The sequence below is a fragment of the Aeromonas salmonicida genome (assembly GCF_028355655.1).
In the GTDB taxonomy this organism is placed as follows: Bacteria; Pseudomonadota; Gammaproteobacteria; order Enterobacterales; family Aeromonadaceae; genus Aeromonas; species Aeromonas salmonicida.
The window spans coordinates 2,779,125-2,792,974 of record NZ_CP110645.1 but is presented as its reverse complement, the minus strand read 5'-3'; the positions used below and the strand labels follow the sequence as shown (position 1 = coordinate 2,792,974).

Sequence of the window (13,850 nt, the reverse complement as noted above, 5' to 3'; positions counted from 1 at the left end):
GTGCCTCACACCTTAATTGGGCATTATGCGCACAGGCGAAAAACGATGATGAAGATGTTTGATAATAGTAAAGTTTACCTGGGAATGTCGGGTGTCAAAATCGGTTTTAATGAGTTAGTTTTACCTAAAGGTGTCATTGCTAGACGTGCGTATGCTCACTTTATGTCACCTCATATGGTTGCGCTTGAATCGCCAACTAGAGAGAAACTAGCTCCTTCTCTGTGGAAAACGGCAAGAGGTTCAAGTGACAAAATTATCTATTGGGAGCTTGAAGTCGATTTAACTCAAAAGCCGGAAGGGGTTGAGGCATATGATTATGTAAAGACTATTGTTAGTCTTTTACGCTTGGGGTTATCACCACAATTACATTGTTTTTTAATCTCATCGGTTTCATTTGCATCAAAAGCCGAGTTCAATGATTGCGATCCAGAAGTTTCTTTGTGGGAGACTAACCGAGTATTAGTCCTTAAAGGTGCAAATGATGAACTTTCTCAACATACGTTCGGTTGGATCGCTGAAAACTTAGAAAGGTGCATGGGTCTTATTTATAAAAATCATGAGCTTAAATTAGCGGTAAGTTCATTGGATGAAGTTCATTTTCAACAATCTCTTCCAATGAGTCTCGTATTGTTGTGGGGGGCTTTAGAGGCTATTTTCACAAAAGACAAAGCAGAATTACGTTTTCGAGTTTCTGTAATGGTCGCATCTTACCTAGAGCCTGATGATGGTGATAAAGCTTATCTGTTATATAAAAAGGTCGCAAAACTGTATAACGAACGTTCAAAGGCTGCACATGGTGACAATTCAGTAAAGCAGGAGACCTTGCTACAAACATATGAGCTTCTTTACAAATCTGTGGAGAAAATGTTTGAACAAAACTCGGTTCCAACGAAAGAAAGCCTAGAGCGAAGCTTGTTGGGTTAAGTGCGCATAACAAACGCTTCAACCTGACTGCCAACCTGTGGCATTTTTGGTTCGGTTTGGCTTTAGTGATTACGGTGGCCTGTTTGAGTTCGGTGCAGTTGGCAGCAAGTTAAGAGGGCGTTATATTTACAAAGTTATTTGCAACAGGAGTAGTAAATGCAAAATAGAAAAACACTCGGAACCAAATCGGGGTTTAGCTTGGTTCAAGTAGATGAATTAGATGAAAATGGAAATATTGTAAGCGCTTCCTATGAGGTCGTAGATCCGGATGGAGATGTTATTGGGCGATTCGGCTCGTTGAAAGAGGCCCAAGATTTCCTCAAGACAGTTTTACCGCAAGAACCAGAGCCACCTAGACCTTCTGGCCCAAGAATGTAAATATAACAAGTCAAGTAAAAGGGGCGCCAAAAAGCGGCACCATTTCTTGAAGCGTTATTTTGCTTATTCAAATTATGGAGAATAGCGGTAAGTTTTATATGCCAAAGCATTAAGTATTGGAGACGAAATTGGATTTTTCTCATCGTCTTCACCGGCCACAGCTTTTGCTCCAAATCGATTTCAAAGAGAAAAAGCTTACCTTGAGGCACAGGAATTTTAGTTGGTTAAAGGTTCGCTGACGGAAAAATCTGATTATTACCGCTCAGGCTCGATTCGTGAGCTCGTAGGTTCGATTAGCCGGTAGGCGTAATCGGACGCTCGCAGTGATATTCCCCCGCTAATTTAGCAAGTACGTCCCGACCGGTGCCAGTTCGAGAGTGAGTTTCGGGAGGCGGAGAGATGGCAAGATGGGAGGGTTTTGGCGAGTTAAATAGGCATATTATTGAAAGGCCGCTAACGTCCGATTACGCTTCGTTAATCGAGCCTACAGCCCTGCGGCGGGTTAATTCAAACGTTAGGTTTTTATGCATTCTGATATAGTAAAACTGTTGAAATACATGAATGAAGCTATCGAGTTGCTTCAATCTGTAAAAGAAAAACATTGGATCACATGGCTTGCTTATGATGCTGCGCTTATAGAAAAGCAGGATTTTCGAGGCATTGAGCATTTACTCTCAGCCTTCGGTGGTATGGGAAGCATAAATGATCTCGTTATTCATCCTATTAACGGACATGAGGTGCAAGACTCTACCGTAGATAAAACAAACAGAATGTTACAAAAAATACTTGGTGAAATCTGGTCGCTGGCTAAGCAACTGTACAATGATGAATTACAGGTAAAATAACACCTAATTCCAATTCAGCATGGCCGGTATATTCGTTTGTATTCGGACTTGCTGCCTGCCGGTTAAATCGAGCATTCAGGTCATCGCCGCCACAAAAAATCAGGGAGCCATGGCTCCCTAATCGCAACACACGGGGTGATTAACTAGCCGATGGCGGGGGTCTGCTGCCAGTTGGCTTGCTGCGGTCGGCCTTGAGTTCGGCGCTGATAGCGCCAGGCCAGTAGTAGCGGCATACCGAGCAGCAGCTGGGCGGCCAACGGGATCTCCTCGAGGGGGGCGGCCAGCGCACCTTCCGGGATAATTCCTCCCTCAATTTCGGCCGCCAGTTTGAGCTGCAGCGCATTGCCAAAATCGGCGAAGGTGGTGGCGTTGATAACAAACGCATCCTGACCGCCCGCCACATTCTCCACATACCACTCTTGCAGCACCCCATCGGGATAGTCCTGACCTATGGTGATGCCGTTGATGGTGTCGATGCCGGAGGCGAGCTGTTGGTCTCGCACGGTAGCGGTATCCAGCCCGTTGTTCTGGATGCCGTCACCCGACACATCCATCACCTGGCGGGCGGCGGTGTAGTTGTTGGTATCAAACTGTTGGGCACCAAAGGCCATGGCCGAACCGGGGGCCGTCATCCCCGCGTAGGGGCGTACCAGGTTGTCCAGCGTGGCGGCGAAGTTGTTGATGGAGGTCATGTCATAGAGGTGGAACCAGTCGGTCATCAAACTTTGCTGATTGCTGCTGCTCCACATCACCATCTGCACGGCGATGGACCCCAGCTTGCCGCTGCTGGTATCGAGGATGGCGCTCTGCACCTCCTGGTTATAAAAGGCGTCCACATAGCCCTGTAACTGCAAATTGAATTCCGATGAACTGACGCTGCCCGACACATCCATCAGCAGTTGCAGTTCGGTATCGACTTGGGTCAAGGCGTATGCGGGGGAGGTTACCAATAGCATCCCCAGCAGCCCTGCCAGCGGTTTGAGTTTCATCGCTCACTCCTTTCCTTGGCTGTAGTGCCAACAGGGTGAATGAATAAACCGTGCCAGCTTTGTTGAATCCTCTGACTTGGCTTGATCAGTGTGAGGCCGGTCAGGCATGAAACTTGCGACAGCGGTCAAGAGAGCTGATAACCGGCAGGAGTCGCGATGCAGATACGTCCCTGGCAGTGGGCACCCAACTGGCTGCTGCTTGGTTTGGCCAATCAGTGGGGTATGGTGTGGCTCAATATGGGCCACTTCAACCTGCTGGTGGTGTTGCTGATTGCTATCTGGTGGCAAATTGCATCGCGGGTTGCGCCAAGCTGGCGCCCGCATCCGCTGGCGCTCACCCTGTTTATCCTGCTGATCCTGATCCCCAGTGCCAGTTGCAAGGCGCTGGCCTGTCTGCTGTTGGTGGCCTCGCTGTGGCGCCGCGGCCAGGGTAGTGATGAGCGGGCGGTGTTGCAGATTGTGCTCGCCTTCACCGTGGCGGTGTTGTGGGGGCAGCAGGTGTTTGCATTGCTCTCCGGCCCTGTGCTGACGCTCGATGCCTGGGGGGTTGGCCAGTGGTTGCGGTTGCTGGGCTGGGACATCCGGCTTGATGGCAATCGCATCGAGCGGTTGGGGGGCCATGCGCTGATCGTGCTCAAGGGGTGCTCCTCTTTCTCCCAACTCTATCTGGTGGTGCTCTCCTGGCTGGTCTCCTGCTGCTGGCTGGCACCGGAGCGCCCCCTGCAGCGGCAGTGGCTCATGTTGCTGCTGGTCTGCCTGCTCTATATCGGAGCCAATCAGTTGCGGTTGGTGTTGATGAGCCTGGATCTGCGCTGGTATGGCTGGCTGCACACCGGCACGCTGGCCCAGCTCTATCAATGGTTCATCATGCTGCTGGTGATGAGCATCCTGTTTATCAGGGGGCGCCATGATGCAGCTCTCTAGGAGATACCTGCTGCTGGCGCTATCAGAACCGGCAGCTGGTAATGATGACAATGCGGTTTATCAGGGGGCGCCATGATGCAACTCTCCAGGGGATATCTGCTGCTGTTGCTGGTGGCGCTGCTCAGTGCTGTCGCCATGGGCTGGCGTTATCAGAACCGGGTGGTCAATGAGGGTGCCAAGCCCATGCTGATGGAGCTGGTCCAACTGGGTTGGCGCTTGCGGGTGCCCACGCCGGTATTGGGCGGCACCTATGTCAGCTATCAGCTGGCCCATCCCCGCTGTGATGGCCTGTTGCAGGCCATGCTGGTGGCACCTGATAGCGAGGCGATGTCAGTGACTCTAGCGGGTGCCGGGATGAGTCAGGGGGTGATGTTTTTAGGCGAGCTGCACCAGCGCCCGCCGCTGCTCTCTTACCGCCTCACCCAGGGTTGGCGCAAATTGTGGGGACTGGCTCCTTATCCGCTCTATCGGGTGGCCTTGCCGACCTCATGCCTTGGCCTTATTGCGCCGCCGATGGGGTGACAGGTGACTGTGCTCCGCTTGGCAGAATGCGGATCAGCAAGGTATTGGGGACCAGCATGGGGTCATAGCGGGGCTCCAGCTCAATGGCGCGAGACCCCAGCAAGCGGGTCAGGGCCGTCAGCCGTATGCTCGCCATCCGCGCACTCTCAAGCATGTCTGTTTGCAGTCCGGGGCCGCTCACCAGCGCAATCCGGGCCGGGTCCTTGCGTCCCAAAAACTGATGCAGCTGCTGCTCCTGATCGGCCGCAAGTTGCGTCTCCTCTTGCTGGTATTGCAGTTGCAGCTGGGGCTGTTCGGCCAGCTGCTGATCCCGTAATTGGTTGAGGATCGGCAGGGTCTCATTGACCGGCTCCTGACGGGCGCAACCGGTGAGGATCAGCAGCGGCAGCATAAAGGGCAACAGGCGGCGCAGAGCGCTGTCTTTGGCTGTGGAGTGGGGAGTCTGGTTGGCCATACGCAGTCACTTCAGGAGGAGGAGTTGGCACCAGTTTGCAATGTTTTCAATCGCTTGGCCAGTTGTTCAATCTCGCGGCGCCACTGGATCCAGGTGGCAGAGGGCAATTGTTCTGCCACCTGCCAGCGGGTCGGCAGCTGTTCGTGCAGGCGTTCCAGCAGCAGGGCGGCTTCTACCTGATAGCGGGCCTCCTGCTCCAGCCAGGCGAGCCAGCGCAGATCCTCTATAGCTTGCTGCAGCAACAACAGGTCGTGAGAGAGGCGGTGCGCCTCGCAGGCTTGCGGGCCGAGCAGCATAAAGTCGCTCTCCCGTCCGTCGGTGGGGTCGTAGGGCAGGGCGGTGGGCATGCGGCCATGCCACTGCAAATAGCCCTCGGCGCCGCTTTGCCACAGGTAAAACCCGGCGGCTCTCGGGGTACCCAAGTTGTAAAACCAGGGGGTGACCTTGTGCTGGCGCACCCGCTCCACATCGGTCTTGTCGGCGCCAAAGCCTGCGTTGATCAGGGCAATCTCCACCTCTGCCAACAGACCAACCTGACCCGGGTGGTTGAAGTGGCCCGCGCGGATCACCGCCGGATCCCGCCGTTTCATCTCCCGCGCCAAGCTGGTGATGGCGGGCAGGGTGGCGAGATCGGGCTCATCAAACAGGCTCCATGCCAGTGGGGGCAAGCCGCTGGCGGTCAGCGCCTGTTGCCGTGCCTGCCACTGTTCGAGCTGGCTGGCAGGGTCGCCCCCCCAGCGTTTGAGCGGTGTATAGGCCAGTAGAGGCGGCACAAACCCGAGCCCGGCCGCTTCTCCCATGATCTCCTGCATCCCCGCTTCATCTTGTGGCAGGGCGGGCGAGAGACCGCTTATGCCGAGCTTGGCGAGCCGCTGCAGATCGCAACTGCTCGCCGCGGCAAGCTGCTGTTGCAGCGCCTCGGGGTTGGGGCTCAGCCAATTCAGATAAGGGGGCGCTTCGACATAGATGCCGATCGGCTTGCTGGCCGCGGGCAGAGTCAGCGGCAGCACCTCGATAGTCAGCGGCAACTGCACCAGTTGTTGCTGGCTGAGCAGCTGAATATTGCCCAGATAGAGCCCCGCCGGGGCGTCGCGGGGGATGGTCACATGCAGCACCAGACGCCGTGGCACCCCCGCCTGCAGGGTGAGCCCGGCGATCCCTTCGACCAGCTCCTGATCCGAGGGGGCTAATAAGGTGCCGCTCGCCTGTGGGCGAACAAGATGCCACTGACCGTAATAGGGGGTCAGCGTCAGCGGCGAGCCTGCGCGCTCGGGGGGCTGGATCACCAGCAAGGGGGCCGGATCGTCGGTTGCGGCGTGGATGGCAAACTCCAGCAGCAGCTGGCTGCCACGGGCGGCCAGTACAGGCAGGGAAGCGTGCTGCAATGCATCGGCGGCGGATGCCGGTGCGATCTGCAGGGTCGGGGCGGCATCCGCAATCGGCGTGAGGCTGAGCTGCGCCGGAACAGGCGCCGGGGAATAGGGGGCCAGGGTCCACTTTTCCGAAAACAGCTGGCGCTGCTTGGTCAGCACCCGGGCGGTGGCATCGGCCATTATGGCGCGACCTTTTCCACCATTCGGGAGAGCCTCTTTGCTAGTGGGCTCCGGATAGGGGGCAAGCAGCAGGCCAGCCAAGTATTTGGCATCCGGTGAGTGGCCAATCAGGGTAAGGGTGAGCGGGCCGCCGGGGTGGTTCAGGATGACATGGACTGGGCCCCCCTGACGTGCCCCGAACAGCTGCCAGGGATCCGGGTTTGGCAGCGCCTCGCGGGATTGCCCCGCCAGATAGCGCTGCGTTAGCCACTCCTGCGGTTGCCACTGCTCGGCCCAGATGGGTTCGCCATTGACCAGCACGCTGCGCTCGAAGGGGTGGGGCAGATACTCCCACTCGCCGGGATCATCGAGCCAGAGGGTGAGCTGATAGCGCCCCTTGGCCACCGCCAGCCGCACCCCGTCGAGATTGCGCAGGCCATCGCGAACAAGGGCATCACCAGAGGGGCGCAAGATGGGGGTGGGGTGACCAATCAGCCGGGGATCCCCCGGGTTCAGGGCCTCAAAGCCGGTAAAGCGGGGAGCGGCGGCCGCTCCCAGATCCAGTGCAATGGTGCCCTCGGGCAGGGTCAAACCGGGCTCCCAGTGCCAGCGGTGAATGGTCAGTGGGGGGGCGTTATCGGCCATAAAGAGATAGAGCTTGGTGAGCTTTTCCAGCGCCAGCGCTCTGGGCTGGCTGGTGCGCCACTCGCTCAAGGCAAAGCGTTGGGTGAAGGGGCCGGGGGCGACAATCCGCTCAAGATTGACCCGGCTGCGGTAGTTGACCGACGCGTCATCATCGATACGCAGGATCAGGGTTTGCGGGCGGGAGCTGGGGTTATCGCCCTCGATCACCAATTCATCGTCGCTGCCCACCGACCAGCTGTGGCCACTCAGATCGAGCCGCTGGGGTGTCTGGTTGCCTGTCAGGGGCAGCGGGAGCGTCCCCTCCAGCCGGGTGGTGGCCATCGCTGCACTGCTGCAGAGCAGGATAACCAGCCAGATCCCTCTGCTCATCCGAGCAGCCCTTTCAACCAGTTACTCAGTTCGGCAGCCCTGTGATCCCAGCTCTGAAGGGCCACCTGCTGCTGGCGAGTGTGGCGCCCTTCGCTGCGGGTGAGCCCCTCCCAGCCGTTCTCCTGAAACCAGCCCGGATTGGGTTGATCAAAGGCGGCCCGGTTGATGGCCTCGGCCAGGCTCTCCCCACTGCGGGGCAGCTGGATCTGATCCCGATAACCATCGAGCGCCGGAAAATCGGTGCTGACGATGGGTCGCCCTGCGGCCAGATATTCGCGCAATTTCAACGGATTGCAGGCGCGGATCTGGGCGTTGTCGACAAAGGGCAGCAGGCTCACCTGCCAGTGCTGGGCATAGGCCGCCAGGGTGTGGTGGGGACGGGGCCCCAGCAGATGGATATTGGGGATCCCCTTGAGGGGGGAGATATCGGTCTGGACCGGACCAATCAGCACCAGATCCCAGTGGGGCAGGGCGGCGGCCGTCTCTGCCAGCAGGGGGATATCAATCCAGTCGCTGAGGCTGCCGTAAAATCCGGCGATGGGGCGCCCGGAGGGGAGATCCGCCGGGCGCTCCCTGGGGGGCATAAACAGGTCGAGATCCACTCCGTGGCTGAGAAGCCGGGTTTTATGGGGCGGAAAGCGGCTGGCCAGAGCGGGGCTGGCGGCCAGGATGAGATCGGCTTTTTCCACCAGTCTGGCCTCGCAGTGGGCGATGGCCTGATGATCCACCCCCGCCAGCGCCGAGAAGTCATCGCCGCAGTAGTAGATCACCGCCCGTTCCTCCAGCTTGCCGATAAGATCGACGGCGCTGGGCAGGGAGATCCAGAGCAAGGGGCGATCCAGCTCGGGCAACTGGCGCCGGATCTGCGCTGCCAGCCAGTGGCCATTGATCTTGCCCGCCAGCCGACTGCCTGGCAGTGGCAAGGCCAGCGGCGGCAGTACCCGGGGGCTGCTGGCTTCGGATTGCGAAACCAACTGGCAGCCCGAATGGCGCGCACCGCCTAATACCGCTCCCAGTTTGCGGCCGATGCGGGTCAGGTCATGGAGGGTAAAGCGGGGGCAGCGCATGCCGATGGAGTTGACCCAGAGCACCTGATAATCGGGCAACAGACGTTTGATCAGGTGCTGGGTGCTGGAAGGGTGCTGGCCCCAATCCTCGCCCAGCACCACCAGTTGCGGCAGTGAGTGTGTTTTCATGCAAAGGTCTCCGGGGCGTGTGCGGGGTCGCTGTGATCCTGTGGTTGCAAGGGGCGTAGCACGGTGGCAGGCACTCCTGCCGCCAGCACGCCTGCTGGCAGATCCCGGGTGACGATGCTACCTGCGGCGACAATGGTACCAGCGCCGATGGTGACGCCGGCCATCACCATCACGCCGGTGCCGAGCCAGACATCCTGCTCCAGCACAATGGCCCCCACCTGCTCATCGAGATCCGGCAGGCCCTGGGCGCGATCACGGGCATTGATCGGGTGCCCAGGGTAGCCCGCCAGAAAGGCGCGCCCTGCAATCCTGACGTTATCCCCCAGCACTATCTTGCTGCCCACCGCCAGGGTGGTCTGCCAGCCAATTCCGACATTGCGGCCTATCACCAGCCGTGGTGTCTGGCTCGATGCCCGGCCGCTGATGGTCATGGCGGCGCTGAGGCGGCAGTCGGCACCGATTTCGATGGCGACCGGGCCGCTGATATAGGGGATACCGCCATAGAGATAGAGGCGCGGGGCGGGGGCCGTCAAGCGAGATTGAAACAAGGGGGTCCACCAGAGGGTGCGGGTCAGGGTCGCCACGCTCTGGCTACCCAGCAGATAGAGCCGATAAAGCAGTCGGTGCAGGGGGGGTATCAAGGGAAACGACCATTGGCGTGCGCTTTTGGCCAGCCGCCACACCCTGCGAGCCAGTGGCGTCTCCCCCTCTTTGGCCCAAATTTTCATCCTGTGCAGCTTGATGGTGTTCATGGTGACCTCTCCCTCTGGTGCAGTCCGTTGTCCGTTGCTCACTCAGCAATAAGCAGGGATCGGGCCAACAGGATGGCCCCAGCGGGAGCAGGCTAAGCGGGGCTAAGAGGGGGCCAAATTGAGCTGGTCGGTGCAATTTGCAGCCGATGTTGTGCAAAACGCAAATGTCAGTCTCATTCTGGGCTTGTTCTGGCCTTGCCAATGCGGTTAAGCCACACAGAGGGGCTATCGCTTCAGGGCGGGAGCGAGTGGCGTGGGCTTTGCATTAGCGGTAGCTGACCCGGAGCAGGATGCTCCTGGTGGCTGGGAGGCCCTATGAAACTTGGTGTGAACCAGATAGCCATGCTCTATTACGCCGTCGGCTTGCTGCTTATGAAGGGGATCTCCCTGCTGATGCTGCCGGTGCTGACCCATCAGCTGCTGCCACGCGAGTACGGTCAGTTGGAGGTGCTGCTGACCCTTATCAATCTGGGATCCCTCGTTTTGGGCTTCGGGCTGGTGGATGCGCTCTACCGCTTTGCCGGACTGGCGAAAGATGAGCAGGAGCGCCAGCAGGTGGTGGCCCGCATGTTTGGTCTGGTCTGGTTGATCGCTCTCGCCAGTCTGGTGCTGCTCTGGGTGCTGGCGCCGGTGGTACAAGCCTGGCTGCCGGTAGAAACCTGCCTCTCGGATGTGCGCTGGGTGCTCTGCGCCCTGCCATTTGAAGGGGTGATCGGCGTGCCGCTGGCGTGGCTGCGGATGCGCAATCAGGCGCGCCTCTTCTTTGCCGCGACCGCAGGCAAGGCGATGATCCAGTCCCTGCTGACCGGCTGGTGGCTCTGGCTGGGGTGGGGAGTGAGCGGGGTGCTGGCCTCCGGCACCCTGACCTGCGTTGCATTGGCTCTGCTGCTCAGCCTGTGGCAGTGGCGAGATAGCGGGATCCGCTTTGACTGGCAACACTATCGGCCGCTGCTGCGCTATGGGCTGCCACTGGTAGTGAGCGGGCTGGCGGGGTTTGCCCTGAGCGGGCTGGATCGCCTGCTGCTGGCCGATGTGGTGGGGGAGGCATTGCTCGCCTACTACGCGGTGGCGGGCAAGCTGGCGCTGGCGGTGGGACTGTTGCTGCAGCCCTTTGCCCTCTGGTGGTATCCCCGCCGTTTCATGCTGTTGCGCGAGCCGGATGGACTGCGCCTCAATGCCCACTACAGCGTGCTTGGGTCGGTACTGGGGTTTGTCACCGCAGGTATTGTCGGGCTTACCGCCCCCTTGCTCATTCGCTGGCTGACCCCGGAGAGCTATCACGGGGCGATCGCCTATATTCCGCTGCTGGTGCTGGGGATGGCGGTACGCAACGTCTCGGATTTGCTCAATGTCGGCTGCTTTAGCGGCGAGAAAAGCAATGCCCAGATGGTGATCAATCTGGGCTGCGGCGCCCTCGGCGTGGCGGGCTTTCTGTTCGCCATTCCGCTCTTTGGGGTCGCCGGGGTGATCTGGACCCTGCTGCTGGTCTATCTGGTACGGGCCCTGGCCTTTTATTTGGTGAGCCAGCGGTTGCTGCCGCTGCCCTATCGTCTCTCGACCCTTTGGGCCAGCTCCCTCGGGGCACTGGCGATGGTCTGGCTCGGTCAATGGTGGGCAGGATCATGGCTCGTCTGACCCCGGCCCTTTGGGCAAGCGCCATTTGTCTGGTATTGGCGCTGCTCTGGTGGCGGCTGCCCCATCCCTTGCTGCTGCCGGTGGTTGGCCTTGCCATTCCCGCCATCTGGTTTGCCCTGCGCTGGCCCTTCCTGATGGTGCTGGGGTTTGTCACCTTCTCCTTCTTTCGGATACATGAGGTGTTCCCCCAGCTCTATCCCCTCAAGATCCCGCTGCTCTTTTCGCTGGCCGCCATCGGCGCGCTGGTCTGGCACATTTTGCTGACCGGCCGGATCAAGCCTTACTGGAGCCAACCCCTGAGCTGGTTGACGGCCTTCTTTGTGATGGTCTCCATCGGCGTGCTGTTTGCCAGCAACCGGGGCGAGGCGATCGCCACCTGGACCGGCAGTTACAGCAAGATCTATCTGATGACCCTGGCCACCGCCTGGCTGGTGCGCACCCCGGGGGATTTTGCCCTGGCGGTGCGGGTGTTTGTGGTGGCGGGCTGTCTGGTGGCGCTGGTGGCCCTCTACAACAAGGCAAGCGGGATCGGGCTGGTGGAGGAAACCCGGGTGACCATAGGGCGCGAGCTGGGTTCAGTGCTGGGGGATCCCAATGACCTGGCGCTGGTGCTGCTCTTTCCTGCCGGTTTTTCCCTCAGCTTGCTGCTCAATCAGGGCAATGGGGTGGGGGGGCGCTTGTTGGGTGGGCTCGGCTTTGCGTTGACCGCCGCCGCTATTATCGCCACCCAGAGTCGGGGTGGCTTGCTGGGAGTGTGTGCGGTCAGCGGCCTGTTTGCCTGGCAGCGGGTAAAGTCCAAAGCCTTGCTGATGATGGTAGGCGGGTTGGCGCTCAGCGTGTTGTTTGTGGCTGCCGGGATCAGCGACCGGGCATCTGGCGGCGCCGCCGAGAGCGGGGTCGATGCCTCGGCCATGGGGCGGATCTACGCCTGGCAAGCGGCCTGGGGCATGGCGCTTGGCCATCCGCTGGTGGGGGTTGGCTTGTCCAATTTCTATTACAACTACTTCTTCTACAGCCCCCATTGGGATGGACTGAATCATGCGGTGCACTCCACCTGGTTCGGGGTGCTGGCTGAAACCGGCTTTGTCGGTCTTGTGCTGTTTATCGGCATGGTGACGGTGACCCTGCGCAGTTGCTGGCGTTGTCAGCTTGCTGGCATGCCTCCTGCAGTGATTACGGCGATGCAGGGGGTGATGGCCAGCATGGTGGGGTTTGTGATTTCGGGCTCCTTCCTGACCCAGGGCTTTACCTGGCCCATCTATCTGGAGCTGGCGCTGGCCGTCGCCACCATCAAATACGTGCAACAGGCGGCTGTACAAGCAAATTTTGCCGCAGGTGATCACCAAGAGGTAACCCTGTTGCCGGCAGTGCCACCCAAGGGAGCAAGAGGATGAGTACAACCCCTGTTTTGCTGGTTCACTACGGTGAAGACTGGATCCGCGGCAGCGAACGTTGCCTGCTGGATCTGCTGGCCCACCTCGATCGCAGCCGGTTTACGCCGTTGCTCTGGTGCAATAGCCCGAGTCTGGCGGCAGAGGCGGCCACCCTCGGGGTCGAAACCCTGGTTGAGCCTTTTAGCCTGCTGTTAGGATGGCAGGTGCCCCGTTTTGATTTTGCCGCCCATCGGCGCCTGTGTCAGCGGGCCAGCGCGCTGATGACCGGACGGCAGATTGGGCTGGTGCACGCCAACAGCGCGGCCCCTTGTCAGTGGCTGGCGGGGGTCTGTCGGGCGTTGCAGGTGCCGCTGGTGTGCCACCTCCATGCCCGTTACCAGCCCAGAGATAGATTCAGCCTGCGGGTGCATCAGGCAAGCGTGCTGATTGGGGTGAGCGAGCCGGTGTTGACCGGTTGGCGCCAGGATGGATGCGCGGCCGATCGGTTGATCCGGGTACCCAACGGGGTGGATGCCGCCAGACTGAATGCAGGAGTTCACTGGCCTGTCGTCGACATGCTGGGCTTGTCCCCGGAGGAGTTGATCATTGCCACCGTCGGTTCCCTGATCAAGCGCAAGGGGATTGATCTGCTGATCCGCTCGCTGGCTGCCTTGACTGAGTCGGGGGAAGGGGCCCGCTTGCTAGTGATTGGCAGCGGCCCGGAGCGGGAGGCGCTGATGGCGTTGGCCAGCGAACTTGGGGTGGCCGAGCGGGTGCACTTTCTCGGCGAGCGGCCAGACAGCGCTGATATATTGCGTGGCGGGGTGGATCTGCTGGTCTCCGGTGCCCGTGAGGAGGTGTTTGGTCTGACGCTGGCGGAGGCGGGCATGTTGGGGCTCGCGGTCAGTGCCTATCGGGTGGGCGGTATTCCCGAAGTAGTGGCGGAGGGCGTGAGCGGTTTGCTTGCGACGCCGGGGGACTGGGTCGAGATGGCTGACCACTGGCGGCAATTGAGCAATCCGCAAACCCGATGTGCGATGGGACGGGCCGGTCAGCAGCGTGCCGCACAACTGTTCACTGTAGATCGCTATGTCGAAAAGATAACGGCAGTATGGGGTGATGCCCTGGCTGGCCGCTGGCGCAGCACATCTCAATCATCCTATGGCACGCCTTATGCGTCCATTGTCCGCTGGGCGTGGCAGCGGCTTGTCGCCCAAGGGCGCCGCATGCTGACTAGAGGGTTGGCAAAGGTGGTGGAAAAAGTGCAGGCGGGGTTCGGCCGAAGCAAGTTACCAGAGTAAGGAGCACCACC

13 protein-coding genes are annotated in these 13,850 nt (G+C 59.6%); 8 read left to right on the top strand and 5 right to left on the bottom strand.

Going from position 1 to position 13,850, the window contains the following annotated elements; genetic code table 11:
• Window positions 1-45 precede the first annotated feature (45 nt).
• From ONZ54_RS13190 to ONZ54_RS13180, 3 genes are all read left to right on the top strand, one after another.
• Window positions 46-924: a HEPN domain-containing protein gene (locus ONZ54_RS13190; RefSeq protein WP_271786388.1), complete on the top strand. Its 879-nt coding sequence runs from the start codon at window positions 46-48 to the stop codon at window positions 922-924.
• Window positions 925-1,080: 156 nt separating this feature from the next.
• On the top strand, window positions 1,081-1,302 hold the full coding sequence (locus ONZ54_RS13185) for a hypothetical protein (protein ID WP_271786387.1): 222 nt from the start codon (window positions 1,081-1,083) through the stop codon (window positions 1,300-1,302).
• Between the two features lie 557 nt (window positions 1,303-1,859).
• Window positions 1,860-2,147 (top strand): DUF6966 domain-containing protein, encoded by a 288-nt coding sequence (locus tag ONZ54_RS13180; RefSeq protein ID WP_271786386.1) that lies wholly within the window; start codon window positions 1,860-1,862, stop codon window positions 2,145-2,147.
• Between the two features lie 143 nt (window positions 2,148-2,290).
• Here the strand turns inward: ONZ54_RS13180 and ONZ54_RS13175 are convergent, their stop codons facing one another.
• A complete protein-coding gene (locus ONZ54_RS13175) occupies window positions 2,291-3,136 on the bottom strand; it encodes a DUF1194 domain-containing protein (protein WP_271786385.1) in 846 nt (281 codons plus the stop codon).
• Between the two features lie 156 nt (window positions 3,137-3,292).
• Between ONZ54_RS13175 and ONZ54_RS13170 the strand changes: the two genes are divergently transcribed.
• Complete coding sequence (locus ONZ54_RS13170; protein WP_271786384.1) at window positions 3,293-4,060, top strand: hypothetical protein; 768 nt, start codon at window positions 3,293-3,295, stop codon at window positions 4,058-4,060.
• A gap of 72 nt (window positions 4,061-4,132) precedes the next feature.
• Window positions 4,133-4,582 (top strand): hypothetical protein, encoded by a 450-nt coding sequence (locus ONZ54_RS13165; RefSeq protein ID WP_416995517.1) that lies wholly within the window; start codon window positions 4,133-4,135, stop codon window positions 4,580-4,582.
• Here ONZ54_RS13165 and ONZ54_RS13160 read toward each other — a convergent pair.
• From ONZ54_RS13160 to ONZ54_RS13145, 4 genes are read right to left on the bottom strand one after another with little or no spacing between them, the layout of a single operon-like run.
• Window positions 4,560-5,036 (bottom strand): hypothetical protein, encoded by a 477-nt coding sequence (locus ONZ54_RS13160; protein ID WP_271786383.1) that lies wholly within the window; start codon window positions 5,034-5,036, stop codon window positions 4,560-4,562. The two genes, ONZ54_RS13165 and ONZ54_RS13160, sit on opposite strands and share 23 nt — an antisense overlap.
• 11 nt (window positions 5,037-5,047) lie before the next feature.
• The gene (locus ONZ54_RS13155) at window positions 5,048-7,582 is read right to left on the bottom strand and encodes a hypothetical protein (RefSeq protein ID WP_271786382.1); all 2,535 of its coding nucleotides are present in this window, start codon (window positions 7,580-7,582) and stop codon (window positions 5,048-5,050) included.
• Entirely contained in the window at window positions 7,579-8,778 is a 1,200-nt protein-coding gene (locus tag ONZ54_RS13150) for a glycosyltransferase (RefSeq protein ID WP_271786381.1), read from the bottom strand. Before ONZ54_RS13150 ends, ONZ54_RS13155 begins: the two co-directional genes overlap by 4 nt.
• A complete protein-coding gene (locus tag ONZ54_RS13145; RefSeq protein WP_271786380.1) occupies window positions 8,775-9,530 on the bottom strand; it encodes an acyltransferase in 756 nt (251 codons plus the stop codon). The genes ONZ54_RS13150 and ONZ54_RS13145 overlap by 4 nt, the downstream gene beginning before the upstream one ends.
• Before the next feature lie 315 nt (window positions 9,531-9,845).
• Here ONZ54_RS13145 and ONZ54_RS13140 point away from each other — a divergent pair, with 315 nt between their 5' ends.
• Genes ONZ54_RS13140 through ONZ54_RS13130 form a run of 3 tightly spaced genes read left to right on the top strand, consistent with a single transcriptional unit; the run spans window position 9,846 to window position 13,839 of the window.
• Window positions 9,846-11,165 (top strand): lipopolysaccharide biosynthesis protein, encoded by a 1,320-nt coding sequence (locus ONZ54_RS13140; RefSeq protein WP_271786379.1) that lies wholly within the window; start codon window positions 9,846-9,848, stop codon window positions 11,163-11,165.
• Window positions 11,153-12,559, top strand: coding sequence for an O-antigen ligase family protein (locus ONZ54_RS13135; protein ID WP_271786378.1), 1,407 nt, complete (start codon window positions 11,153-11,155; stop codon window positions 12,557-12,559). The genes ONZ54_RS13140 and ONZ54_RS13135 overlap by 13 nt, the downstream gene beginning before the upstream one ends.
• Window positions 12,556-13,839 carry a glycosyltransferase family 4 protein gene (locus ONZ54_RS13130; protein ID WP_271786377.1) on the top strand — a complete coding sequence of 428 codons (1,284 nt, stop codon included), beginning with the start codon at window positions 12,556-12,558 and terminating at the stop codon, window positions 13,837-13,839. The genes ONZ54_RS13135 and ONZ54_RS13130 overlap by 4 nt, the downstream gene beginning before the upstream one ends.
• Window positions 13,840-13,850 lie beyond the last annotated feature (11 nt).

What these genes read in the sequence shown, in the direction of transcription:
- ONZ54_RS13140 (WP_271786379.1), top strand. Translation starts at nt 9,846, where the DNA reads ATGAAACTTGGTGTGAACCAGATAGCCATGCTCTATTACGCCGTCGGC.
- ONZ54_RS13145 (WP_271786380.1), bottom strand. Translation starts at nt 9,530, where the DNA reads ATGAACACCATCAAGCTGCACAGGATGAAAATTTGGGCCAAAGAGGGG.
- ONZ54_RS13175 (WP_271786385.1), bottom strand. Translation starts at nt 3,136, where the DNA reads ATGAAACTCAAACCGCTGGCAGGGCTGCTGGGGATGCTATTGGTAACC.
- ONZ54_RS13150 (WP_271786381.1), bottom strand. Translation starts at nt 8,778, where the DNA reads ATGAAAACACACTCACTGCCGCAACTGGTGGTGCTGGGCGAGGATTGG.
- ONZ54_RS13135 (WP_271786378.1), top strand. Translation starts at nt 11,153, where the DNA reads ATGGCTCGTCTGACCCCGGCCCTTTGGGCAAGCGCCATTTGTCTGGTA.
- ONZ54_RS13160 (WP_271786383.1), bottom strand. Translation starts at nt 5,036, where the DNA reads ATGGCCAACCAGACTCCCCACTCCACAGCCAAAGACAGCGCTCTGCGC.
- ONZ54_RS13165 (WP_416995517.1), top strand. Translation starts at nt 4,133, where the DNA reads ATGATGCAACTCTCCAGGGGATATCTGCTGCTGTTGCTGGTGGCGCTG.
- ONZ54_RS13190 (WP_271786388.1), top strand. Translation starts at nt 46, where the DNA reads ATGATGAAGATGTTTGATAATAGTAAAGTTTACCTGGGAATGTCGGGT.
- ONZ54_RS13180 (WP_271786386.1), top strand. Translation starts at nt 1,860, where the DNA reads ATGAATGAAGCTATCGAGTTGCTTCAATCTGTAAAAGAAAAACATTGG.
- ONZ54_RS13170 (WP_271786384.1), top strand. Translation starts at nt 3,293, where the DNA reads ATGCAGATACGTCCCTGGCAGTGGGCACCCAACTGGCTGCTGCTTGGT.
- ONZ54_RS13155 (WP_271786382.1), bottom strand. Translation starts at nt 7,582, where the DNA reads ATGAGCAGAGGGATCTGGCTGGTTATCCTGCTCTGCAGCAGTGCAGCG.
- ONZ54_RS13130 (WP_271786377.1), top strand. Translation starts at nt 12,556, where the DNA reads ATGAGTACAACCCCTGTTTTGCTGGTTCACTACGGTGAAGACTGGATC.
- ONZ54_RS13185 (WP_271786387.1), top strand. Translation starts at nt 1,081, where the DNA reads ATGCAAAATAGAAAAACACTCGGAACCAAATCGGGGTTTAGCTTGGTT.